Here is a 25754-nt window from a genome sequence, read left to right as displayed (position 1 = left end):
GCTGGCTCGTTTTTTATGTCAGTCTCGATTGGGCGATGGACTCGCCTTCAATTATGATTGCGCTACTGGTTTGCCTTCAGCGGCTTTATCATCAAGTGCAAAGTAGATCTTCGATACAATCACTTCAGCAATCAGAATCGTAAATACCACAGCGAAGAACGCCACCACACCATTCCAAGGGCCAGTAAAGCTCACCTTCTCACCAAACAATAAGTTAATCGCTTCTAGCATCACGAACTTTGAACCCACCAAGATGATGTAAGTAGTGATTGCTCGGTAAACCTTAGGGGCAGTGCCCGGCTTACTTTTGAAGTGCTCAGCAATCTTGTGTTCTAAACCAATAGAGAGCTTCAACAATAGCTGTAGCAATAACGCCGCTATCAAAGAAATAGTGAAAGACTCAATGTTTACGAAGTCCCAGTACTCATCGAAGAAGTTAAGGACCACTAAGTCCACCAGCACAGCTAACGTGTAACCTACGAATAAACGTTGTGGTGTATTGAATCCGTAAACTTTGTCTGATTTAGTCATTCTGTTTCTCTCTAATTGGATAAGTAGTCTCGATTTGAAATACATCTTAGCGCTCGAATCGGAGCAAAACTTACCATTTGATGACACCACCATACTTCGCTACTGGTCAATCATTTATTTTAAGTCTAAATAGTCAAACCTTAGGCTAGTTTCAGAAAATCGAAACAATCACTATTTAAAAATATGGAGTTACTTCTAAATAGTGATTTTTACCATGAAAGGTCTAGAAAGTTTACATTTCATTCGATACTGAAAGAGTAAAATCCCAATTATTATTGATTAAAAGTTGAATGGCCGAAAGGTCTCTTAAAACATAGTGCTTTCCATAAAAATCCCAGTCGAGCCAACCTTCAGTTTTAGAGTTATCTGGCCAACTAAAAGTAGCTTTATAAGTCAAGGAACCAGAAATCATCTCATTAGTACGCTGTCCGAAAAAGAACTTCTCATTAGAGTTAGTTCCAGAAATAGCACGCCCAACATAAATTTTATCAACAGGACTACTTAGATACTCTTCTCCCAAAGTTATCGAATTGTGACCCATTATTCCTTCTGAGTAACCTAGGTATTCGGTGTCAATACCGTTCACTTCATTAACATACCGTCCAGTTAAAACTGAAAATGTCATAGAATGAGGGAGCGTAACAGTCAATTCGGCACTGTCTTCAAAATTGTAATCATTTGATTGAAGCTTTGCAGTAACAGACGTAACTCCCACATTTACACCAGTGACCAAACCTTTAGTGGCAGTAGTATTAGATACATTAGCAACACTGGTGTCGCCTACAGCCCAAGAAAGGGTATCGGCGCTAGTCACGTCAATTCTTTCCTCGTCTGACATGACCATTTCTGCTTTAAATTGTTTTTTAGCCCCTGTCGGTATTTGAGGAGTATCTAAGCTTTGTTGTGGTTTCGGTGTGACAACGACTCCTACAACAATGGCTTCAGAAATATTGAGCGTAGCAGTACTTGTCACCTCGTGATTATTGACTTCAACAAATGCAGTTATAGTAGTGTCACCAATAGATACTCCAGTAGCGGTACCTTTATCTAATAATGAGTTAGATATAGTTGCTAAATCAGTATTACTGCTACTCCAACTGATCGCTCCATCGCTTGTTGCATCAACGATTGTTCCGTCAGACAGATGAGCAAATACGCTGAATGCTTTCTTCAGGCCGACAGGTACTGATTGATATTTTGGCTCGATCTCCAACGAGGTAATAACTGCTTCAGTTACATCCAAACGTGCTAGTCCATTCACATACTCACCGTTGACTAAAGCCGATGCCATGACATTGACTGAACCAACCTTAATCCCTGTAGCTTTTCCTTTTGAGCCTATGTCATTTGAAATAGTTGCAATATCAATATCACTAGTCGACCAAGTAATGGAGCCGTTGTTTGTTATATCAAGCCTTTCACCATCCGACATCAGAACCGTTGCTGAAAAGATCTCATCTAGCCCAACAGAAACACTGTGCCTACTTGGCGAAACATCAACTGCAACTGCAATTGCTTCAGTGACATTGAAAGTGACTGAGTCAGTAATAACCTGTTCGCCTTCAATATCGATAGAGGCCGTAATAATTGAAGAACCTATCGATTTTGCTTCGACAATACCCTTATTACTAGTATCTTCCGAAATTACCGCGATATTTACATCACTACTGCTCCAAATTATAGAGTCATCATTTGTTACATCAACTGTTTCTCCATTCGAAAAATTCGCCATTGCTTTGAACGAACTTGTCAGGCCTACAGGTGCCGAATCGATTTCAGGCATGACTTTAATAGACGTTATGATAGCCTCTGTAACATCAATAGTGACTGAGTCTGTAAAGATCTTTCCGTTAAAAGTAGCGATTGCACTTATCACAACACTACCCACTATTTTTTTGGTTGAAACCAGTCCATTATCATCAATAGTGGCAATCGAAGTATCAGAACTTATCCACTCCACATCGCCACTATCCGTTACATTAATAACCTTTCCTTTATCGAGTACTTTTTCTGCGGTGAGTTGAAGCTGTAAGCCTGCAGGGACACTCGAGTGCTTAGGTGTGACAACAAGTTCACTAACACCATGACAGCCACTAAGTACGAATAAACTAACAAACACTAAAATCATCGACCATGATATTTTAAAATTCACAACTTACCATCCTAATAATTTAATTTTTAATGGTTAATTATGACAATAAATAAAAATCCGGATACTGGCATTTATTTCCTATTATACGAGAAAATGCCTATTCAAGAGATGATGGTGTTATTAAGAATTGTAAAATAGCTAGAGGCTACCTTATAAAACAAAAAAAACAAAATGCCATTTACTTAACTCGTCACTTTTTAAATATTAAAGTCGTTATTTTATTAAATTTGGGTACAGCCAAAGAAATAACAATCTTAATTTCCATACCAAAGTAACATTAGGAGTACGATCTTGTTATCACTAAGAAAATCAATTACAACTAAAAGTATTTTATGTCTAGCCATGACGTCGTTTCCGTTGATTGCAGAGGATGTATTTGACCAACCTCATTCTCTTAACGTGAACCTATTTGATGCTAGCACCAGTTTACCAATTGATGATGGAATCCATTATATTGAGGTTGATATCATCGATAATTTTAGCGGTCTAAGTATCGGTAAGGAGAGCTCTCATTGTATGTTTTTGAATGGTCTTTGCTCAATTTCAATCCACGAAAATAATTTATCGGTTTTAGATAATTTACAAGGCATCTCATTCGTATTAAACGTTCCAGGTTTAATTGATGAGAACTCTATATCCTATGATGTGTCAAATGTGTCGTTGAGTGTCAAAGTCCCCAACCCTGACGGCTCGATTAATTATGAAGCAAAACCAGTTTTGTATGCTCGGGTCGCGGAATTAGCATCCAATGTTATCGGAGATATAACACCCAATTCTGTAGATACTTTATCTCTTAGTATAAAAGGTACGGAAGTCATTAATGAGAGTGGTGAATGGGTAGGTAACGGCGCAATTCAAGGGGAGAAAGGCGAAACAGGAGCTACCGGACCAGCAGGACCAGCAGGAGCTACCGGACCAACAGGAGCTACCGGACCAGCAGGACCAGCAGGAGCTACCGGACCAACAGGAGCTACCGGACCAACAGGAGCTACCGGACCAACAGGAGCTACCGGACCAAGAGGTTATAGAGGATATACAGGCCTTCGTGGTGCTACAGGGGCTACCGGACCAGCAGGGGCTACCGGACCAGCAGGACCAAGTGGAGACTCCAATATGGTTTGTTCAAGTAATACTAATTGGTTCGGTGTATCCGCAACAAATATATTTGGGAATACGCCTAAAGCTATGAGTTTAGAGTTTGTTGGTCGTTCTGGAGTCAATGGACAAGACTTTTATATCAAATTATTTATAGATAGTTTTTCAGTTACTGGCAATGGTGTTGAGAATATCCAACTACTAGAGTCATCAATATCTGGAATGGAAATTGAAGAGTTTTCTGGAGGTAATATACCTTCAATTAAATTTGATAGACTTGGCAGTCTCAGCTTTACATTCACCCCTCGAGGCAGCGGCACAAACAGAGTTTACGATATTAAAGCAAGTAGTACACGCTGGTTACAAGGTTGCTTCAAACCTTTTTCATGGTAATTGATGAACCAATAAGATCTTAATACGTCTTGAAAATTGACCATTTCCCCCAGTATCCGCCGCTTCAGAAGGCGGATATTTCATATCCTCGACAACCAATTTTCATTTAACTCCTTAAAAACATTCATTACCTTATAGGGGAATTATACCGCGAGTATATAAAGCACTCTTCATCGCTGTCACCAAATGGCCATTTTTCAGATGCTGCCCGCCATAAGATAACTCCATCAGCGACACACACTCATTTCCAAAAGGTGCAGACTATGAAAAAGCTAATCACTAACGCGAACGTATTTAACGGCGTTGATAACAACCTAATCGAGAACGTATCAATTCTTATTGAAGACAACTTGATTACACAAATTGGCGAGGTTGATGAAACGTTAGCGGATGAAACTATCGATGCTCAAGGTGGTACGGTAATGCCAGGTTTGATTGATGCGCACGTTCATATCACGCTATCTGCACCTTTCAATGTGATTGATACCATGACACGTGAAGAAGTGGCGATTCGCTCAGCAAAGATTTCAGAAGAGATGCTGATGCGCGGCTTTACCACCATTCGTGATGTCGCGGGTAACACGCTTGGCCTTAAGAAAAGTATCGATAACGGCTACGCAACTGGCCCACGTATTCTGCCTTCAATGGCGGCTATTTCACAAACCAGTGGCCACTCAGATTACCGCCAGAACCAAGCGCAAGAACGTTTGACTAACGGGCACGAAGACTCGCCAATGATGAAGCTTGGCGCAATGCGAGTGGCCGATGGCCGTTCAGAAGTTTTGAAAGCGGTGCGTGAACAACTGTTTATGGGCGCATCACAAATCAAGATCATGGCAGGTGGCGGTGCATCATCAACCTTCGACCCGCTAGACACATTGCAGTTTACTTCTGACGAAATGGAAGCCGCAGTGCAAGCCGCTTCAGACTACGGTACTTATGTTGCTGCGCACATCCACACTTCTGATGCGATGCGCAGGGCAGCGGAAGCAGGCGTGATGTCTTTCGAACACGCGACCATCATGGATGACGACATTGCCGAGATCATCAAAGAGAAAGGCATCTGGGTGATTCCGTCTTACTTTACCTCTTCACTGATTGCAGCGCGTAAGATTCCGCTACCAAACGAAGAGACATACCGCAAAACAGAGCGTGTAGGCAAAGCCATGTTCAAGTCGGCAGAGCTTATCAAGAAATACGATATCCAAAACATCGCCTTTGGTACCGACTGTGTGGGTGAAACCAATGTACATGCAACTCAGCTGAATGAGCTTGGTGCGATTGAACAAGTGTTCGATACCATCACAGCACTTCGTATGGCGACATCGAACTGCGGACGCTTGTTCGAGATGTCGACTTACCAACACCCTTACCAAGAAGGCAAGCTAGGTCAGATTGTTGAAGGGGCGTATGCCGACCTATTGATTATCGACGGTAACCCACTGGAAGGTGTAGCATGTGTGGCAAATACAGAGACACAAAAGCTGATCATGAAAGACGGCAAGGTGTATAAAAACAGCCTTTAATCGAAAGTCTAAAGATTAAAATAACAGCGGTGCTATGGCGAATTCGTCATAGCGCCGTTTTATTTAAAAATCATCGCTCAAAGCCGTTCAATTCTTGATTTTCCCCCTGATTATCCCGCGGCACACTCACCCGAATAGATCCCATCATAAACCGCCAAAATTCACCAAACATAGCCACCAAATTTAGCTCATTTGACTAAGACGATACAGCGCCTAAAAAGACGAAGAAATTGCCCGTCATTCTGAAAAATAGCTGCAAAACACACCCGGAAAAGCGCCCGTTTTTTAATTTGAAAATTAATTAAGATTTTTTGCCGTCTTTTTTTATCAAGCTCCGTCTTACAGGTATTCCTTCACTGGACAACGCTTCAAACCTTGTGCGCCTTTGGTAAAAACACCTCACACACATTCTGCGCCTCGATCCAGTGATTTTAATTAGCTGTAAATAATAGGAGCTAAAATGAGCTTAACCTTACTGGCACTGAGTGCCATTTTCCTCGGCTTTTACGTCGTGCTATCGCGCTTTAAAAAACAGAAGAAAAGCTTCAACTTCCGTGTGCTTAGCGCACTGGTTGGCGGCCTTTTGTTTGGTGGCATTATTCAAGTTGCACTAGGAACCGATAGCGCAGTTGGACTGCAGTTTTCTGATCTTATTTCTCTATTCGGGAACGGTTACGTCAAGTTGCTGCAGATGATAGTGATACCGCTGGTGTTTGTTGCCATGACAGCGTCCATCATGAATGTGGAAGGCACTAGCGCCCTCTCGAAAATCGCGCCTAAAGTCATCGGTGTGTTGATTTTTAGCGTGACGATCTCTGCGGTAATTGGTATTGCGAGTATCTACTTATTCAACATCGACGCGAACAGCTTAGTTCATGCGATGGGCACGAATACGGCCATTGAAGCGCGCAGTGATAGTTTGCTTTCGACTCAAGAACTGATGTCTAGCAACACCTTCACAAGCTTGGTGCTGTCTATCATCCCTGCCAATATTTTTGAGATGCTGACGGGTGCAGAAAGAACCTCAACGTTATCGACGGTTCTATTCGGTATGTTCCTTGGTTTCAGCATCTTGCAGGTGAAAAAGCGCAAGCCCGAAAAAGTACAAAGCTTTGTTGATTTCATCAATGCTGCGAAAGAAGTCGTTCTATCGATGGTTCGAGAAATCCTAAAGCTTACCCCTTATGGCGTGTTCGCTTTAATGACCAAGTTCATGATGAACAACGATTTGTTCGCACTCTCTGAAATGGGTCGATTCGTAATCGCAAGCTACGCAGCAATCGCAGTGATGTTTGTGGTTCACCTTGTACTTGTTGGTTTGTTTGGTTTGTCTCCAAAGACATTCGCAAAAAAAACTTGGCCTGTGTTGGTGTTCGGCTTCGGTTCTCGCTCAAGCATGGCCGCTATTCCACTAAACGTAGAAACACAGACTCAACGCCTTGGAGTGGACGAAGAAACAGCCAATATGTCGGCAACATTCGGTACCAGTATTGGCCAAAACGGTTGTGCCGGAATTTACCCAGCAATGCTCGCCATCATGGCCGCACAAGTCATGGGTATCCCAATTGACCTGAGCTTTCTTCTACAACTGATCGCCGTGATTGCCATTGCTTCATTCGGTATTGCAGGCGTCGGCGGAGGCGCAACCTTCGCAGCCGTTGCCGTGCTAACCATCATGGGCTTAGACATCACTATCGTTGCGATACTGGTCTCGATTGAAGCCTTGATTGATATGGCGCGTACCGCTCTTAACATCTCGGGTTCAATGCTCTCTGGTGTACTAACCGCCAAAACTAACGGTTCATTGAACGCTGAACAGTACAAAACACAAGCCCCATCGAATACAACCAATAGCGAGATTCCTGCTTAACGCAAATCGCTCAAGTTATTCAGATTCATTCAAATAAACACAGGGCGTGAAACAGCGCCCTCATAAGAAGATGTACCACTATGAAGATCGTAATTTTAGGTGGCAGTGCCGCAGGTATGAGCTTTGCTGCCAAATACAAAAGAAACCAACCCACTGATGACGTTATCGTGATCGAAAAACGCAGCTACCTGTCGTTTGGTGCGTGCGGCCTACCCTACTTTGTTGGTGACAAGTTTCAAACTACAGATCGCATGATCTCTCGCACACCACAGCAAGCCATCGATTCAGGGCTCGATATTCACATCAATACAGAAGTGATCGCGGTGAATGCGGCCGAGCAAATCATCACAGTCAGCACGCAAGGCGAGTCACAAGATATTCCGTTTGATAAGTTAATCATTGCGACAGGTGCGCGCCCTTTAATTCCAGATTTCGCGACCTCTTTTCGTGTGGGTAATCATGAGCGTGCTGATTCTAATAGCACCGAACACGTTTACACACTCACTAGCATGGAAGATGGCGTTGCCGTGAAACAAGCCATGCTCGCAGTAGATAAACCTCGCGTTGCAATCATTGGTGCAGGTTTTATTGGATTAGAGATGTTCGATGCGGCACATGACTTAGGAAAAGACGTCACCATTATTGAGCGCGAAGCGCACATCATGAGCCGCCAATTCAGCCCAGAGATGGTCTCCGACGTCGAAGATGCCATTCGTGACACTGGAACCAATCTGCTAACCAATACCCAAGTCGAACACATCGAGCGTTTTGCTTCAAAAGACAGCGGCGAAGGAAATAATAAGAAAACGAGTTATCTGCTTACGGTGAGCAAAACTCAATCCACGACCAATAACACCAACGAAGCCATTAGCTATACGGCAGAACCTGAATACACCACGATTCAAGCCGACATCGTAATTTTGGCGCTTGGCTTCAAACCCAATACCGAATTGTTTGATTTACCAAAGCTCCCCAACGGCGCTTTGTTAGTCGATAAGTTTGGGGCGACATCCGTAGCCAATATTTACGCCGTAGGTGACTGCGCGACGGTTCATCACTTAGCGCTCGATCAGCCCGTGTATTTACCACTTGCCACCACAGCCAATAAACAGGCTCGAATGATGGCCGACAGATTAGCAGGCAAAGAGACCTTCCTCGATGGTTTCTTAGGTTCATCGTCTTTGAAAGTGCTTGATTACGAGCTTGCTAGCACGGGCATTTCTCATTGGATGGCAAACCAATATGCAGTGCCAACCAGTACCTCTGTCATTAATGACAAGAACCAAACGGATTATTATCCCGGCCAAGAAGACATCAAGATAAAACTTGCTTACGACCCTGAATCTAAACGCCTTTTAGGTGGAGAAATTGTCGGCAAGAAAGGCGCTGTAGGTCGGCTAAATGCATTAGGCGTTGCGATTACTGCAGGCATGACGACTCAACAATTGGGTTACCTTGATTTCAGCTACGCTCCTCCTTTTGCACGAACATGGGACGCGCTGAATGTGGCGGGCAATGTTGCGAAATAACTGTCATCTAACTTAATAAAATGCACTTAATTTAATCACCATCACCCAATTTAATGAGAGAGAAAACCATGGCACAAACCATTACCAAAGGCATTAAAGCCCTCAAAGAAGAAGCCTACCAAGTCGTTGAGGATATGTCGGTCGAAGAAGCAATAGCGCTATTCAACGGCAGCGACGACAAGCAAAACACACTTGATGACTACGTGTTTGTCGATGTAAGAGAAGCCGAAGAAAGAAACAAGCTTGGCATTATTCCCGGCGCTTTTACTTGCCCAAGAGGCATGCTGGAATTCTTGATTGATCCAGAATGCCCCGTTCACAATAAAGTATTCAACCAAGACAAAACCTACGTGTTCTATTGTGCCCACGGTTTGCGTTCTCTTTACGCTGCCAAGATGGCCGCGGAGATGGGGTTAAAGCCTGTTAAAAACCTCGCAGGTGGCTTTGCTGCTTGGGCGGAGCAATCTGGTGACATTGAAATGCCAACTCAATAAACATCCAACTCAATAAAATCGTACTGAGTTAAATCGAGCGTAGCGCTCAACTGTCCTACGCTAATTCCTGCTACTCAGTATGTATTCGAGTATCGATCCTGCCCGGTGATACTAGACGTTATATTCTGTGCTTGCCTCGCATTCACAGAATGTAATGCCCGAATAACCCGCACATTCCCACTGTCTCATTATTATTTTTCAAATAACTTGTCTTACTTTCACTCTCTATCCCTCGCCTTACATGAATAGTTTAAGCTATTGATTTTTAGAAGTTAAAACAATTAAAGACACAACTACCCCGAAAGAAAACCATAAACTACAAGCACGCTTAACCGAGTCTATTTTCAATTAGCTTAAATATACACACTTGCACGATTGTGCATGTGTGTATATAATTCAACCTCTTTTCACTTGCTAGAGATTCCAATTGTGGATGCTAAATTAGTTATTGCGTTAAATGAGTTCTTTTATGTGGCCAAAGGTCTAGTCGTTATCATCGCTATTGTGTCGGTACTGACTGGCATCATGCGAGAGTATATTCCTCAAGATAAGCTCCAAGCGACGCTGACCAAACACGATAAATGGGGAACCTTGTTGGGCGCATTGTTCGGGATGCTGACTCCGTTTTGTAGCGCAGCTGTGGTTCCGGTGACCATGGCGATGGCGTCGATGGGTGCATCATTAGGTACGGTGATGAGCTTCATCATCTCCGCGCCACTGTGTAACTTCATCGTATTGGCGATGGTGTACGCCGCGTTCGGATTGAAGATCACCGTGGTGTACTTCTTGGTGACCTTTACCGCCGCGGTTCTTGGTGGTTACTTGATATCCAAGTCACCTTGGAGAAGCGAGATCAAACGCGGTGCTGAGCTAGAAGACACCAAAGGCAAAGGCTGCTCAGGTTCAAGCAATACCAAAAACACAGGCAACACCTGTGGCGCGGCTACTTCTTCAGCATCAAGAATGCGTAATGCAATGGGCGGAGCTTGGGCTTTGTTCAAGCGAATCATCCCGTATGTACTATTGGGTGCGGCGATAAGTGGATTCTCGGCGGCTTACTTGCCAGCAGACTTGGTAGAGAAATACGTGGGTGGTGATAGCTTCCAATCTATCGTAGTCGCTTCCTTGATTGGTATCCCGCTTTACCTACGTATCGAGATGGCAATTCCTCTGCTTAACGTGTTAATTGCTAAAGGAATGGGCTTAGGCGCGGCATTAGCACTTATTATTGGCGGTACAGGTGCCAGTTTGCCTGAAATCGCGCTAGTATCTGCAGTTCTAAAAAGAAAAGCCGTAATCGCGTTTGTCGGAATCGTCTTAACGACAGCCATCATTGGTGGCGCTATCTTCCAATACGTTGTGTAAAATCGGTTACTCAGAACAAAATAAAACTTCGCGCCGCTCATAAAGAGTGGCGCTACTCAGTTGGAAGGGTAAAACCATGATGGATGAAAAATACATTGATTCGCTAAAAGCCTTATCAGAACCTAATCGACTGCGATTGTTCTGGTTGTTCCTGCATGTGGATGAATGCATGGCAGTGGCTGAAGCAATGGACATCATTGGTGAAACTCAATACAACGTGTCTCGTAATCTAAAAATGCTCTACAAAGCTGGCCTACTCAACCATGAGAAGAAAGGCAAATGGGTGTTCTACACCTTAAAAGAGCAAACCGCTCCGCACTGCAAAGCCTTGGTCGATTCAGTAAGACACTTACCTGAAGACGATTTTAAAGAAGTGGTCAAACGCTGCCTGATTCGTTTATCAATGAGAGTCGATGGCGAATGTGTTGTCGGCCCAGACAGCGAGATTTGGCACAGCAAGATTAGCTAGCTCTCGATGCTCAATAGATAGAAGCTCGATAACAAAAGAGAGACAGCGAGACACACAACAAAGGGATGCCCAATATCAGTATCCCTGTTGAAAATGGTGGTGTGAACTATGAATACCTACACTCAGCAAGAGCTTGATTCTATTCTTCAACAACACAAGCTGTGGCTAGAAAACCAAGGCGGCGAAAGAGCGCAGTTACGTAATGCCGACCTAAGCAACTTAGCGCTTCAAAACCTAGACCTGCGTTGTGCCAACCTAATCCGAGCCAACTTTAGTGGCGCCGATTTATCAGGCACAAACATGAATGAGGCTGACATCACCTACACCAATTTCAGCCACGCGAACCTGAACAACGCGACATTCCGTGATGCTGATTTGCGAAACGCAGACATGAGCCACGCACAAATGCTCAACGTTGATCTGTATCGTGCGGATCTATTCCGTACCGATTTCAGTCACGCCAATCTCGATTATGATGCCCTCAACCGTATCGACCCAAGCCAAACGATCATCAAACTGCGTAACCCGAACCAAGAATGTTTCGCGGCCTCGTTAGGCAAACAATAAACCACGTAGCTTTATTAATGGAGGAAGCCGAGAAGCAACTCGACGCTGACGTTATCTTCGTGATGGGCGAACCGTTCCACTACGGCAACCGCTACAACACGCCACATAACGTGCTTCCACCAGTAAGAACACTTGCACCTTTAGAGTGCTGGTTCGCTAAAGCACTGACCCCTGGCGCACTAGACGGCGTGGGTGAATCAACATCAAGCGTCACTGGCCCTTACGCAAGCGAGCTAATGTGGGGACACCCAAGCGAGCAAGTTTAAGGTAAATCAGATACGAAAAATGGAACGCTCAGGCGTTCCATTTTTGTTTGGGTGAAGCGAAACTCGTGTCTGAGTTGAGAGAGTTGATATCGCATACGTTCGGGCTGATTTCGAACACCCTCCCCCTCTAACTCCCCCTCATGTTCAGTTCATCAACCCCTTTAAATTGACGACCGAGGGGGAGAATCTTCTTTGGCGCTGGATGTGTAACTGCACATATAACGTCCGACATTCTGTTCCTCCCCTTTTCAAAAACCACAATGAATCGAAGATGCAGATTAAGGGGAGGTTAGGAGGGGATTTAGTTATGAGCTAACACGGATTTGCCCAAAATGAGTTACGGAACTGAATTGTTACCGTTTAATTCTTACGTGCTACTCATTGTGTTGTACCTGAAATGCGAACCTAACTTTTTCGGATACGGTTTGGCAGAGTTTGAGTGCAGTCAATTGGTTATAACAAATGACTATAGATAAACGTTAAACAGCCATACGTCTGTACTCGTTTGAAATTAGTTAAATCTAATTAAGGTACCGAGAGTTGACGTAGTAAGCATAAACGATATTTTGCGAGTACTTTTCGTGGCAATTGTTACATCTGCTCTTGATGATTCCATCGCGTTGAGATATTTATCCGTATGCTATTAGTTTAAATTAATTAGGTTGCATAAAATGACGACTAAATCAACAGCAGTATTGGATCACCACGGACAACCTGAGACTTTGGCGTTTAATTACAAACGAAACAAAGCTAAAGCAATATTAACACTCAAAGGAATTCTGGATGGTATTCATGCTGATAAGCATTTGAGTGAACTCGAGGAAGTCTATCTTCGTGCATGGAAGGATAACGACGTATTCAACTTAACGGATGGAGATTTCATTGATATTCATGAACAAGTAGAAGATATCTTAGAAGACAGTGTGATAACAACATCTGAACTTATTGATATGCAGGAAATGCTGCAAGACATACTGAATTATGGTGACCTTGAAGATGGTGGCTATGAAGGCACTGTCAATCATCTTCTCGGGTTTCTAAGTGGTATAAGCGCTGACGACACTTTATGTGATGCAGAGATCGAAAAACTAGCAAAGCTACTTAGTAAAGATAAACACCTTGTCAGTAAGTGGCCTGCAAACGCAATAAAAAAGCGTCTTGATATGATACTGGAAGATGGGATCGTTGATGATAGTGAAAGATGTGACTTATTGAGTCTTATCAAGGCTATTTCCGGTCAGTCTCTGCTGGAAACAGGCCTTGCATATGGTATGTCAGCTGACTTTTCGACAACTCAAGATGGACGAATTTGCCTCAAGGGGAAACAAGTTTGTTTTACTGGTAAATTTTTAAGTGGTTCAAGAAAGGTTCAAGAGCAAAAAGCTTTATCTTTAGGCGCCCAAGTAAAAGGCAATATTGTGAAGAGCCTTGATATACTTGTGCTTGGTGCAGTTGCGAGTCGAGATTGGCGGTTCACGAGTTATGGTAGAAAAATTGAATCAGTCTTAACCTATCGCGTAGAAGGATGCAAAATTGAAATTATTAATGAAGAGCTGTGGAATGCACTAACAGTTTGTGATGAACAGTGATGCTCTTCTTGTACAGAAATTGGGTACAAAGCTAAGAGTTATAATGAAATTAAGCTATTGATATTAATTAAATTTAAATTCATCAACTTGTGCTCGCGAGTTCGAATGTATAAAGATGTCTATGTACTTTTTTGACACATTTTATGCACCGCTAACACATTTCTGTCCAACTCCAACTTAGACGCCCCAAAAAAAGGGATTGGTATCTCTACCAATCCCTCTCCCAAACTATCTTTATGCTTACAAGCTCTCAATTGCCTTTTGCACTGCAGGGCCAATCTGGCGCTTACGAGAAGTGACGCCTTCCAGAGTTAACATGTCGCTTGTTGGTTCAACGTTGAAAGCCGATTTGATAACTTGGTAATCGTTTTCATCCACCCACAATAGGTTAGCTTCTTTATTCTTAGTGTCTGTGATTGAGAAGAACAGATGATCTAAGCCGTTCTTTTCTTTATAAGACTTCATCGCAGCCAAAAGCTCGTCTTTACGGTCAATCAGTTGTTGAGCGGTTAGCGTTTCAGCAACGCCGATGCCCACCTGTTTGCCACCGTACTTAAAGTTTTTGTAATCCAGCGTCAGAATGGTTTCAGAAGAAAGATGGCTAAGATCTGATTTAGCAATCAACATTTGCTGACCGAAATCTTCGATATCTGAAATGCCTGCAACCTTCGCCAGCTTCTCTGCGTACTCACGATCGTGCTCAGTCGTCGTTGCAGATTGGAATACCACAGTGTCAGAAAGAATCGCACCCAAACCAACACAAGCAAGGTGTTTAGGTAACGTCACATCAAGCTTTTCAGCGTTATCAGCCAGAATAGTTGCAGCTGAACCCCAACCTCGAATATCCATCTCGACAATCTGTGGTGTGTTAATTGGAGAGCCACCAATCGCGTGGTGATCGACCACAGCCACAATAGATGATTGATCGATGGTTGGCGCTAGTTGAGTCACTTGGTTGAAGTCCACCAGCCCTACTCGGTATGAAGAGTAATCTGTCTCTACACGTGGTGATTCCGCATTACAGTAGTTCAAGATAAACGTCGATTCAGGATTTATAGGTTCAGGCACTGTCGCCGTACCGCCATAGATATGAGCCGCGAGCATCGCAGACATTACCGTGTCGCTATCTGGGCTAAGGTGCCCCGTCCATACGAGATCTTCACTGTTTTCATGGGCTGATTGTTGCAAGCTAAAAGCAAAACTTGCTGAGCTGAAAGACATGATTACGGCGGCAACGACAGGTGTTAGCTTCACGGGTATTTCCTTATTTGGATTCGTTTTAGAACCCCATACGCTAGCCCTCAAAAATTTCAAGACCGTTTCATCGATGTTTCAGATTTACTTCAATGAGTAACGAAATGTAATTCCCCTTTCCTTTCCCATTGTTAGCTAAGTTACACATCATTTAGGATTAGGTCAGCTTTTCATTATTTGACAATGAATTTTAATGAAGCTTGGTGAACTGACATTTAAACCACTGAACTAACGAGATATAAAAGACCCAATTAAAATTCTTAGAATTAGCTAATCTAATTAAAATGATACTAGGAAGGATCAAAAAAGGCTGCAAACGCAGCCTAATCAAGTAAGCATAAATGTACTGTACATTCCTCAAGGTCGACAGTCAGTTCCTCCCCTTTCCATTGCAGGTAAGGGATTGGAGATGTAAACCAAGGGGAGGCTAGGAGGGGATTCTAGTGCTTGTACCTAAAGGTATTACTGTCATCAACAATCTCGATTTTGACAGGCACGGTGCCTTGTTTAACATTGCCGATTTTTGCAAATGCCTTATGAGAAAGATCAATCACTCGGCCTTTTACGTAAGGGCCTCTATCGTTAATTTTTACATCAACAGACTTGTTATTGGCTGTATTGGTCACTCTCACGATAGTGCCAAAGGCTAAGGTTTTATGCGCTGCCGTATAAGCATTCATATTATACGTCTCACCACTTGCTGTGAGCTTTCCATGGAACTTATCACCATACCAAGAAGCTTTACCAGTCAAAGCATGTGACTTGGCATATTCCTTTGTTTTAGAACTGCCGACAGCCGACGTTGAGGTGCAACCAGCTAATATCATAAGGATAAGAGCGGTAAAGATAATATGTAATTTTTTCATGTGATTTGGGTGCGCTAATCTCTGCATGTTTCTCTGTTTTCGTTGTTATTGGTTAGCCATATCGTGCTGAGTATAGTCGCTGCTCAGCCAAGGCTACCATTCGGTATGATGGCGCAATGTTTTCATGAACAACGCTTTATTCCGTCATATTCATGAAAGGTTTTATCTTCAAAACGTCAACTTTAACAACGCCTTAAACCTGTATCTTTCTTAATCACTTCATATGGATAAGTCACTCAGCCAAGTATCCAAATACAAAAAAGGATTGGTATCTCTACCAATCCTTTTTAGGTCGCGCCTCAGTTTATACCTTATGAAATACAGATAACTTATTACTCGTAATCAGTCGAAGAATCTATTCGTAAGTGTAGGAACTACGCTTTACTGGTTTGTACTGTGTTCGTCATCGGTTTGGCTTTAGTTTCAGGTACCAAAGACATCAACCCCGTAATCACAAGAGCAGCGATACCCGACATGGTTACAGGTGAACCAAATATGCTTTGCGCTAACTTGGGCGCTTCTTTCAATAAATCCGGTACCAACATTACTCCAAGCCCTAAACCTAGTGAGATGGCAATCGTCATGATTCTGCGGCGATCTAGCTTTTCATTAGCAATAATTTTAATGCCCGCAGCGGCAACCGTACCGAACATCACCAATGTCGCCCCGCCCAATACAGGTTTTGGAATCGTCATTAATACCGCGCCTAAGATGGGAAATAGCCCTAACAGAAAAAGAATGGCTGCAATGAAGTAGCCAATGTAGCGACTCGCGATTCCGGTAAAATGAATCACACCGTTGTTCTGGCTGAAAGTGGTATTTGGAAAAGTATTGAATACTGCCGCGATAAGCGAGTTCACGCCGTCACCTAGCACGCCCGCCTTAAGTCGATTGATGTATTTTTGCCCCTTAATTGGCTGGCCTGAGAACATGCTATTGGCGGTCAGATCACCCGTCGTTTCAATAACCGTGATCAAGTAAATAAAAGCGATAGGCAAGAAGGCTTGCCAATCAAAAGCGAAACCATATTTAAATGGGACAGGAATACTCAATAACGGTTGAGATGCAAATGAAACCATAGACGCTTTACCCATCAAAATGGCAACACCCCAGCCAACAATCAACCCAACTAAAATCGACGACAACCTAACCATATTATTGTTACTCAGGTTAAGCGCGACTATGGTTCCGAGGACTATTGCACCTAGCATCAGGTTGCTTCCAGAGCCAAAATCTTCTGCGCCAACGCCACCAGCAATATCGGTGACACCGACTTTAATCAAAGAGATACCTATCGTGGTGATAACGATTCCGGTCACAACAGGCGTGATCACCACTTTGAGTTTTTCGATAAAACGCGATAGGACGATTTCAACAAACGCACCAAAGAAACAGACACCGAAAATGGTGGCGAGCATTTCATCCGGCCCGCCTCCATTCGCTTTAACCAGAAAGCCTGCACCTAACACTGAGCCTAAGAACGCAAAGCTGGTTCCTTGGACGCAAATCATCCCTGCGCCAACTGGCCCAATTTTTCGTGCTTGGATAAAGGTGCCGACTCCAGACACCATCAATGCCATGCTGATTAGATAGGGAATGTGCTCTCCCAATCCAAGGACACCGCCAATAATAAGCGTGGGTGTGATAATACCAACAAAGCTGGCTAATACATGCTGCAGTGCTGCGTAACTGGCTGCTTTAACTGATGGTCGATCGTCTAATCCGTAGATCAATTCACTGTTCTGTTCCATGTGACTTCCTTTATGTATTTTTTATTGTATACAATTTACATAAAGGCAATAGAGCAACATATATGCCAATGGTTTAACATTATATTTATCAATCAGTTAAGTTTTCCATCAAAAGAATACTGCACTAAAGAGCAACATTGTCGGCTTGTTTTAGTGCAACCGAAGGTTTATCCGATGTTCCTTAATATGTCCTACAAGCACAAAAAAGAGCTGGTATCTCTACCAATCCTCTTTAGGACCTTGAAACCTCAGTTAACAAGAGTTTGAACCAAACAATGTTACAGCAATATCTCCGCCGCTAGATTGAGAGTATCGCCTTTATCTCAGGCATCGCCTCTTTTGCCGCCAGATAACCCGCTTGTATTGCTTGTTCTTTTTCATTAAAAGCCGCACTTCCACTCGGCTCATAGTCCGGTCTAATGACAACATCGGCACTGTTTAGCTCTTGCTCGGACAGGCGGCAACTTTGCATGCGAAAAGCCGCAAGCGTAATCTTGCTCGCCGATATTTCCGGTGTAATTTGATTGTGGCAATAGATATCAACCGCTATCACTTTCTTTGCACCGAGATCTTTAGCCGCATAAACAGGCACAACACTAAAAATTCCGCCATCGACTAAGATATCACCTTGATTTTCAACGGGTACAAATGCGCCCGGAATGGTTGATGAGGTTTGAACTGCGTGCCCCGGGTTACCCGAACGAATAATAACAGTTTCTCTCGATGTCATATTGGTAGCGGTAAGCGCGACAGGCATTGGCATATCAGATAGATCATCATACGTCACTTGACTGTTTATCCATTCTGACAAGTTCTTGCCATTCACCAAGCCTTTTGAAGAAAATACAAAATCGGCGATGTCAGACATGCCAACTTTTTCAATTGCGATTTCCATCTCTTCATAACTCATCCCTGAAGCATATAAAGTGGCAGCAATCGAACCCGCAGAGGTACCGCTCACGACATCAGGAGCGATGCCCTCCTCCGCCAAGGCTTTGATCACGCCTAGGTGCATAAACCCACGAACGCCACCACCGCCAAACGCAATACCTAGATCATGATCACCCGTTTCCGTAGAAGGTATCGCATTGAGATCGTTATAAACATTAGGTGTTGAGCAGGCCATCAAAGACAGCGTAACTAATGTGAGAATGAAGCTTTTTAACATATTCTTTTTCCAACTCTTTATTTAAAACTACTTATCTCCACCAAGCCTTTTCGTTACAACGAACAGGCCTAGATTGAGCTTTTGATAAAGCACGAAAGCAGTTTGCATGCACCTATCAGCGGTAGTATTGTTGTCTGAAGTTACTATAACTCTCACAAAGATTCATAAATAGGCGAATTCATCTCAAAAATATGCCTATTTGTATCAAGTCGAATTTACGGTGCAGATTAATGAAGCAGAAAATTAAACAACTAGTAGAAAGTCGTGTGATCGAAGATGGCATGATCGAAACGGGAATAAAGGGAGTTCGCCTATTTAAGGTGACCCAGGCTATTCCGTGCGCTCCTGCCGTCTATGAACCAACGCTAATCGTGATTTTAAGCGGTAGTAAAGAAGCGATATTGGATGGCGATAAGTACATCTATGACAGCAGTCAGTACTTGTGCTGCTCAGTCTCCATGCCTGTTGAGGCGGGTACACCAGCAGCAACGCCTGAAAATCCGTTGTTAGGGATATCTATCTCACTCGATACCAAAGTGATGACCGAGTTAGCCATCGCAATGGAGAGTGTCAGCGGCGTGATCAAGATCCCTAAAGGCAGCCCACAACCTCAAGGGTTATCACTCGCCAATTGGGACGACACTTTCTCTGATGCTCTACTTAGACTCATTCAGTTAGGGAACGATAAAGCTGGAACAGCCATTCTCGGCGAGAATCGTTTAAGAGAACTCTATTACGCTGTGTTACAAGGTGAGGCAGGTCTTTCAGTGCGAGGCGCGTTTGGCATTGGTAATGAAATTGCCCGTTCGATAGAGTATTTATCGTTGAACCTGACAAAGAACGTCACGATTGATGAGCTCGCATCGCATGTGGGAATGAGCCGAGCGGTATTCCACCGAAAATTCAAACAAGCGACCCGAATGTCACCAATCCAATTTATGAAGTCGATGCGCTTGAATAATGCGGCGATGAAGATAGCTGCGGGTAAGAATGTCAATGAAGCTGCGATGGCGGTTGGGTACGTCAGCTCCTCTCAATTTAGTCGTGAGTTTAAGCGTGTATATGGCCAGTCACCTAAGCAGTGGAGCCAATCAAAACAGCTGATTGAAAACATCGCATAGTAATAAAACAGTTTGACTATCAAATCTCTCCGCCATATCAAATGAGATAAATAGGCATATTTTAGAGAGTATATCGCCTATTTTAAGCTCAACATGAGAGTTAAAGTAACCCCATAAGATTGCAACGGGTTATTCATCATGAAAAAGCTAATTTCATCTATAGGAGTCAGTATGGTTATTGCTGCCACATCATCGGCTAACGACATCAACAAAGAGTTACACCAAATGACGGATACAGTTCAAGACGCGGAAGGTAACACTTATCGCACCGTTAGTATCGGTGAACAGGTTTGGTTAGCGGAAAGCTTGAGAAGCACTCAGTTCCAAGATGGCAGCCCAGTAAGATCTGGCGCGATCCCAAAAGATGATCAAGAAAACCTATTAAAATACGGACGTTTATACAATTGGCATGACGTTTCAGATCAACGAAACCTTTGCCCAGTCGGCTGGCGAGTGGCCACCGATGAGGATTGGAAAAAGTTGGAGCTGGCCATCGGTATGCCTGAGGAAGAAGTACACCAAAATGGTTGGCGTGGCGGCAAGCAAAACTTAGGTTTGCAACTCAAAGAAGCTCAAGCAGATGGGCTCTTTTCCAAAGTAGACCCATCTATTGTCAATAAACAGAACTTCTTTGCTAGACCTGCAGGCGTAAAATGGAATGGTTGGTATATCACTGAAGGTGCTTACACCGAGTTTTGGACTGCGAGCAGCGCATCCGACAAAAAAGGGATTATCCGAACACTTGCTTACGCTTGGTGGAATACACATAAAGGTGAAATACGTAGAGCAACAAGTTCGAAAGACTATATGTTCTCAATTCGATGCGTAAAAATCGAAGACCAATAAGCGGTCATTGTGGCTGTAGTGCTCCCTGCCAACACTACATCTCCCCTTCCCCAATACCGCAGACACAAAAAAGGATTGGTATCTCTACCAATCCTCTTTAGGGGGTGTTTCGGTTTTTCTACCTTATAGAAGGCAGTAATGCGATTACTCGTAATCAGTCGCGTATGTATCTTCGTATGAGTGAGAGTAGAATTCGAACAGGTTGCCAAACGGGTCTTCTAGGTAAACCATTTGTGCTTGTTTTAGTTCGTCTTCTGGGTGGTAACGGTGAATATCCATGCGTACTTTACCGCCAAACTCTTCAACGCGCTTGATAGCTGAATGAAACTGCTCTTTTGGAAGCTGTAGACAGAAGTGGAAAATGCCTAGGCGAGAGAAATCAACGTTATGACGCTCTTCACGGTCAACCATTTCGAACAGCTCAACACCGATACCGTCTGAAGTTACTAGGTGAGCAATGTTGAAGCCTTTGAAGCCTTCGCCAAATACAGCGATACACATACGGCCGATTGCCGATTCGCGCTCTTCCATCACTTTAGTGTTGTTCATTACGATTCTTAGACCTAGAGCCTTAGTGTAAAACTCTACTGCTTGGTCCATGTCGCCTACCATGATGCCTACGTGATTCATTTTCATAACTTTCTCCAATTCGTTTTTTATTCTGTGCTTTTCGAAGCCTAGCTTCGGTATTTCGTTTCGATGAAGAGAGTATAGGGAGAGACCCTGATTAATTGAAATTATCATAAATTATATTAATGATAATATTTTGTTATTTAAAATTAATAGGGGATCTCAGCTCACTTAAAGAAACACTATCTACGTCGATGTTCACGCTATACATAGATACTCAAACTAGAAATAGACGTTAGCGCTAATAGAGATAAGCCAAATGTAGAGTACAGCCTAAAGAGCATAGCTCCTCAAATGGGTGAGGCTGATGTTTGATGGCTTTTGCCAATAGTTTTTGTTGATAGCTTTTATCGATAGCTTTCTTCTATCAAAGATAGGATTTGCCTATTGAATCTATAGAAATATCCGATTTCACTAATTTTCGGTGCCAATGCAATATATCTCCATCGACGCGGGATAGCGTTAAACACTACAAATTAGAAAGAGAGTCCAACATGATCAACACAGAAATCAAACCATTCAACGCAACAGCATTCAAAAACGGCGAGTTCGTAGAAATCACTGAGCAAGACGTTAAAGGCAAGTGGGCAGTGTTCTTCTTCTACCCAGCAGACTTCACTTTCGTATGTCCAACTGAGCTAGTTGACCTGCAAGAAAAATACGCAGAGCTTCAATCTCGCGGTGTAGAAGTTTACTCAGTATCAACTGACACGCACTTCTCTCACAAAGCTTGGCACGATACTTCTGACAAAATCGGTACTATCGAATACTTCATGGTAGGCGACCAAACAGGCACTATCACAAACAACTTCAACGTAATGCGTGAAGGTCAAGGTCTAGCAGACCGTGCTACGTTCCTAATCGACCCTGAAGGCGTTATCCAAGCAATGGAAATCACAGCTGAAGGCATCGGCCGTGACGCTGAAGACCTACTACGCAAGGTTAAAGCAGCACAATACGTAGCGGCTAACCCAGGTGAAGTTTGCCCAGCTAAATGGAAAGAAGGCGAAGAGACACTAGCACCATCTCTAGACCTAGTAGGTAAGATTTAATCTAAGCCTATCTAAAAAGAACAAATAAAACGGTTCTACAGGCGCGCTTCGGCCTCCCTCCTAAAGGGCAGTTGCGCGCCACCCTTTCAAACCATCAACACCACAATATTTGCCGACTTGCGCCCCCTTTTTATTTTCCTTTTTCAGCAAGAAGGTATTGGTCAATACCAAGACACAGAATTTAAGAGCAGGCACGATTATGTTAGATCAAGCAATGAAGCAGCAGCTAAAAGCATACCTAGAAAACCTAAAAACCAATGTTCAGTTAGTGCTGAGCCTTGATGACAGCGATACCGCAAACAAACTTCAAGACCTAGCGAATGATATCGCCTCTCTCACAGACAAAATTGAAGTGACTCGTGATGACAGCGCAAGCACTCGAAGCCCTATCATGCAGGTCGTGAACCAAGAGAAAGGCACTGCGATCGGTTTCGCCGGTCTACCAATGGGTCACGAGTTCACATCATTGGTACTGGCACTGCTTCACAGTGGTGGTCACCCTATCAAGCTTGAAGCTGACGTTATCGAGCAAATTAAAGAATTAGATCAAGAACTTAATGTAGAGATTTTCATCTCACTATCGTGCCAAAACTGTCCAGAAGTGGTTCAGGCGTTCAACATGATGTCGGCGATTAACCCTCTGGTTAAGACAACCATGATCGATGGCGCTGCATTCCAAGAGGAAGTGAAGTCTCGCGATATCATGGCGGTACCAAGCGTATTCATTAATGGTGAACTATTTGGTCAAGGCCGTATGTCATTGGCTGAAATCCTTAACAAAGTTGATTCAGGCGCAGCTGAAAAGAAAGCTGCAAACCTAAACCAACAAGCACCGTTTGATGTGTTAGTTGTCGGTGGTGGCCCTGCAGGTTCTTCAGCAGCTATCTACGCAGCACGTAAAGGCATTCGCACAGGTGTGGTTGCTGACCGATTCGGTGGTCAAGTAATGGACACCATGGCGATTGAGAACTTTATCTCAGTGAAAGCAACAACGGGTCCTAAGTTGGTGGCTAGCCTAGAAGAGCACGTAAAAGAGTACGGTGTTGAAGTGATGACTGAGCAGCGCGCTGCAAACATCATTGCGGCAGAAGACACAGAAGACGGTTACATCCACGTTGAGCTAGAGAGCGGCGCAACACTACGAGCTCGCACCGTCATCACAAGTACGGGTGCACGCTGGCGTGAAATGAACGTTCCGGGTGAACAAGAGTACCGCAACAAAGGTGTTGCTTACTGCCCACACTGTGACGGCCCACTGTTCAAAGGTAAGAAAACTGCGGTTATCGGCGGTGGTAACTCAGGTATTGAAGCAGCAATTGACCTAGCAGGCATCGTGGAGCATGTAACCGTGCTTGAGTTTGCAGACACACTGCGCGCTGACCAAGTGCTGATCGACAAAGCAAACGCAACGCCAAACATCGAAATCATCAAGATGGCTCAAACCACACAAGTATTGGGTGATGGCAACCGCGTAACCGGTCTGGAATACAAAGACCGCAATACGGATGAACTTAAACAGATCGAACTAGCAGGTATCTTTGTTCAAATCGGCCTAATGCCAAACAGCGAATGGTTGAAGGGTTCGAAAGTTGAGCTCTCACCACGCGGTGAAATTGAAATTAACGCTCATGGCGCAACATCAATGAAAGGTGTATTCGCAGCGGGTGACGTAACAACCGTACCTTACAAGCAGATCATCATTGCGATGGGTGAAGGTGCTAAAGCAAGTTTAGGTGCATTTGACCACCTAATCCGTAACTCAGCTCCGGTTCAAGAGGCTGAAACCGCTTAATCTTTTAAGCAAACATTCCTTAAAACGTTCTTGTTAACTTACGAGTTATTAGTAACTTACTAATTATTGTTAACCACTTAGTCGATTTTTAGACACCACTCCTATGGATTTAGGAGTGGTTTTTTTATTTGTAGCGACGCTTTATGCTGGTTGATAAAGCATAAAGGCAACCACCAGTGCGAGGCTTCCGCCCAAACAACGGTTTACCACCATCATCTGTTTTGGTGATTGAAGCAGCTTTTTAAGCATAGTGCCGCAATACGCCCACACCAACATGCACGGTACGCCCGTGATCACCATGCCTGCTATAATGGTCACCACTTGAATCAGATAGTCTGCGTTCGGAGTGATGAACTGAGAAAACACAGTTAACGAAGCAATCCAACCTTTAGGGTTCAACACCTGAACCAACACACCCGACACAAAGCCCGAACGGTTATCGGTGGTGCTCTCTTCGATTTGCATATTGGCAATCGACCATGCCATGAACAGCAAATAAGCTGCGCCCGCGTACTTCAAAATGTTGTATAGCTCTGGGTAAAGAGTGAATAGGCTCACCAAACCGACACTGGATCCTGCCAGTACGATGATGATGCCAAAAGCGTTTCCAGAGATAAAAGGCAAAGTTGCAGCAAACCCATAACGACTTGAAATCCCAAGTAATGCGATATTCCCTGCCCCAGGTGTAATTGCAATCGATGTTGAAAATAGCAAGAACGCCAGCATTAATTGAGAGCTCATTTCCTCTCACTCCTAGTAAGTAAAGTATTGATAGGGAGAGAGTTTACAGATTCGACTAGGAATTAAATTGCTATATAGGCTAATATCAATGCAAATATGAGCAAGATTTTTCTAAAATCACTATGAAACAGAAAGAATCCACTAAAGAAGTGTTAGATGACACAGATATCGCCATCTTAGGACATATCCAACAAGACGGTCGCATGAGCAACAGTAAGCTCGCCGAGAAGGTAAACCTCAGTGAAACCCCATGTTGGCGTCGTTGGAAACGCATGGAAGAAACAGGCTATATCGACGGTTATGCTGCCAAACTCAATCGCAAGAAATTAGGCTTTCATGTGGCAGGTTTTACCTTAGTCACACTAGGCAACCACGAGGTTGAAAACACAGAACCATTCGAAGAGTTTGTTGCCGTTACCGATTGGATTCCGATGTGTCACTGTATTGCAGGCGGTGCCGACTACATGGTGCAAGTGTTAGCAAAAGATTTGGAAGAGTACTTTGAGCGTATTAGCTCGATTCGACGAGTGAAAGGCGTGAGTGCCATTCAATCCAACATCTCAGTGAAAGAACTGAAAAACAGCTATCAACTCCCTCTTGAGGACTAATTTACATCTCTTGACTGCCCTGTTCTTTCAGCAAAACAAAAGCCCAGCTCCCTAGGTTTCTAAAACTTAGGGGCTGGGC

General features: G+C 43.7%; 22 protein-coding genes and 1 pseudogene. 15 read left to right on the top strand and 8 right to left on the bottom strand.

Features of this window, described 5'->3' with window-relative positions; genetic code table 11:
• Window positions 1-51: 51 nt before the first annotated feature.
• On the bottom strand, window positions 52-531 hold the full coding sequence (locus L0992_05185; GenBank protein ID XGB68081.1) for a hypothetical protein: 480 nt from the start codon (window positions 529-531) through the stop codon (window positions 52-54).
• 232 nt (window positions 532-763) lie between these two features.
• The gene (locus tag L0992_05180; GenBank protein XGB68080.1) at window positions 764-2683 is read right to left on the bottom strand and encodes an Ig-like domain-containing protein; all 1920 of its coding nucleotides are present in this window, start codon (window positions 2681-2683) and stop codon (window positions 764-766) included.
• An 867-nt stretch (window positions 2684-3550) separates the two neighbouring features.
• On the opposite strand from L0992_05180, the pseudogene L0992_05175 reads away from it, so the two are divergent.
• From L0992_05175 to L0992_05130, 10 genes and pseudogenes are all read left to right on the top strand, one after another.
• A pseudogene (locus L0992_05175) lies at window positions 3551-3787 on the top strand (collagen-like protein).
• Between the two features lie 647 nt (window positions 3788-4434).
• The gene (locus L0992_05170; protein XGB68079.1) at window positions 4435-5697 is read left to right on the top strand and encodes an amidohydrolase family protein; all 1263 of its coding nucleotides are present in this window, start codon (window positions 4435-4437) and stop codon (window positions 5695-5697) included.
• 460 nt (window positions 5698-6157) lie between these two features.
• On the top strand, window positions 6158-7567 hold the full coding sequence (locus tag L0992_05165; GenBank protein ID XGB68078.1) for a cation:dicarboxylase symporter family transporter: 1410 nt from the start codon (window positions 6158-6160) through the stop codon (window positions 7565-7567).
• 80 nt (window positions 7568-7647) lie between these two features.
• Window positions 7648-9096, top strand: a complete 1449-nt coding sequence (locus tag L0992_05160) for an FAD-dependent oxidoreductase (GenBank protein ID XGB68077.1) — start codon at window positions 7648-7650, stop codon at window positions 9094-9096.
• A 68-nt stretch (window positions 9097-9164) separates the two neighbouring features.
• A complete protein-coding gene (locus tag L0992_05155; protein XGB68076.1) occupies window positions 9165-9590 on the top strand; it encodes a rhodanese-like domain-containing protein in 426 nt (141 codons plus the stop codon).
• Between the two features lie 429 nt (window positions 9591-10019).
• The gene (locus tag L0992_05150; protein XGB68075.1) at window positions 10020-10955 is read left to right on the top strand and encodes a permease; all 936 of its coding nucleotides are present in this window, start codon (window positions 10020-10022) and stop codon (window positions 10953-10955) included.
• Between the two features lie 76 nt (window positions 10956-11031).
• Window positions 11032-11424 carry a metalloregulator ArsR/SmtB family transcription factor gene (locus L0992_05145; protein XGB68074.1) on the top strand — a complete coding sequence of 131 codons (393 nt, stop codon included), beginning with the start codon at window positions 11032-11034 and terminating at the stop codon, window positions 11422-11424.
• A 108-nt stretch (window positions 11425-11532) separates the two neighbouring features.
• The gene (locus tag L0992_05140) at window positions 11533-11991 is read left to right on the top strand and encodes a pentapeptide repeat-containing protein (protein XGB68073.1); all 459 of its coding nucleotides are present in this window, start codon (window positions 11533-11535) and stop codon (window positions 11989-11991) included.
• Window positions 11992-12008: 17 nt separating this feature from the next.
• Window positions 12009-12257 carry a hypothetical protein gene (locus tag L0992_05135; GenBank protein XGB68072.1) on the top strand — a complete coding sequence of 83 codons (249 nt, stop codon included), beginning with the start codon at window positions 12009-12011 and terminating at the stop codon, window positions 12255-12257.
• 671 nt (window positions 12258-12928) lie between these two features.
• The gene (locus L0992_05130) at window positions 12929-13846 is read left to right on the top strand and encodes a BRCT domain-containing protein (protein ID XGB68071.1); all 918 of its coding nucleotides are present in this window, start codon (window positions 12929-12931) and stop codon (window positions 13844-13846) included.
• Between the two features lie 240 nt (window positions 13847-14086).
• Here L0992_05130 and L0992_05125 read toward each other — a convergent pair whose 3' ends face one another.
• The 4 genes from L0992_05125 to L0992_05110 all read right to left on the bottom strand — a co-directional run bounded on the left by L0992_05125 (window position 14087) and on the right by L0992_05110 (window position 18885).
• On the bottom strand, window positions 14087-15100 hold the full coding sequence (locus L0992_05125; GenBank protein ID XGB68070.1) for a manganese-dependent inorganic pyrophosphatase: 1014 nt from the start codon (window positions 15098-15100) through the stop codon (window positions 14087-14089).
• 440 nt (window positions 15101-15540) lie between these two features.
• Window positions 15541-15993, bottom strand: coding sequence for a septal ring lytic transglycosylase RlpA family protein (locus L0992_05120; GenBank protein ID XGB68069.1), 453 nt, complete (start codon window positions 15991-15993; stop codon window positions 15541-15543).
• A gap of 347 nt (window positions 15994-16340) precedes the next feature.
• Entirely contained in the window at window positions 16341-17717 is a 1377-nt protein-coding gene (locus L0992_05115) for a purine permease (protein ID XGB68068.1), read from the bottom strand.
• A 298-nt stretch (window positions 17718-18015) separates the two neighbouring features.
• Complete coding sequence (locus L0992_05110; protein XGB68067.1) at window positions 18016-18885, bottom strand: patatin-like phospholipase family protein; 870 nt, start codon at window positions 18883-18885, stop codon at window positions 18016-18018.
• Window positions 18886-19115: 230 nt separating this feature from the next.
• Between L0992_05110 and L0992_05105 the strand changes: the two genes are divergently transcribed.
• Both L0992_05105 and L0992_05100 read left to right on the top strand, forming a co-directional pair.
• Window positions 19116-20006, top strand: coding sequence for an AraC family transcriptional regulator (locus L0992_05105; protein XGB68066.1), 891 nt, complete (start codon window positions 19116-19118; stop codon window positions 20004-20006).
• A 171-nt stretch (window positions 20007-20177) separates the two neighbouring features.
• Window positions 20178-20852, top strand: a complete 675-nt coding sequence (locus L0992_05100; protein ID XGB68065.1) for a fibrobacter succinogenes major paralogous domain-containing protein — start codon at window positions 20178-20180, stop codon at window positions 20850-20852.
• Between the two features lie 144 nt (window positions 20853-20996).
• Here L0992_05100 and L0992_05095 read toward each other — a convergent pair whose 3' ends face one another.
• Window positions 20997-21488 (bottom strand): VOC family protein, encoded by a 492-nt coding sequence (locus L0992_05095; protein XGB68064.1) that lies wholly within the window; start codon window positions 21486-21488, stop codon window positions 20997-20999.
• A gap of 488 nt (window positions 21489-21976) precedes the next feature.
• Between L0992_05095 and ahpC the strand changes: the two genes are divergently transcribed.
• Window positions 21977-22534 (top strand): alkyl hydroperoxide reductase subunit C, encoded by a 558-nt coding sequence (ahpC, locus tag L0992_05090; GenBank protein ID XGB68063.1) that lies wholly within the window; start codon window positions 21977-21979, stop codon window positions 22532-22534.
• A 199-nt stretch (window positions 22535-22733) separates the two neighbouring features.
• Window positions 22734-24326 carry an alkyl hydroperoxide reductase subunit F gene (gene ahpF / locus L0992_05085; GenBank protein ID XGB68062.1) on the top strand — a complete coding sequence of 531 codons (1593 nt, stop codon included), beginning with the start codon at window positions 22734-22736 and terminating at the stop codon, window positions 24324-24326.
• A gap of 141 nt (window positions 24327-24467) precedes the next feature.
• On the opposite strand, the gene L0992_05080 is transcribed toward ahpF, so the two are convergent.
• Window positions 24468-25067, bottom strand: a complete 600-nt coding sequence (locus tag L0992_05080; protein XGB68061.1) for a LysE family translocator — start codon at window positions 25065-25067, stop codon at window positions 24468-24470.
• 122 nt (window positions 25068-25189) lie between these two features.
• Between L0992_05080 and L0992_05075 the strand changes: the two genes are divergently transcribed.
• The gene (locus L0992_05075; protein XGB68060.1) at window positions 25190-25675 is read left to right on the top strand and encodes an Lrp/AsnC family transcriptional regulator; all 486 of its coding nucleotides are present in this window, start codon (window positions 25190-25192) and stop codon (window positions 25673-25675) included.
• Window positions 25676-25754 lie beyond the last annotated feature (79 nt).

The organism is Vibrio pomeroyi, assembly GCA_041879425.1.
GTDB lineage: Bacteria > Pseudomonadota > Gammaproteobacteria > Enterobacterales > Vibrionaceae > Vibrio > Vibrio pomeroyi_A.
Note: the sequence above shows the minus strand (reverse complement) of the source record. Positions and strands in the feature narration are given on the sequence as shown.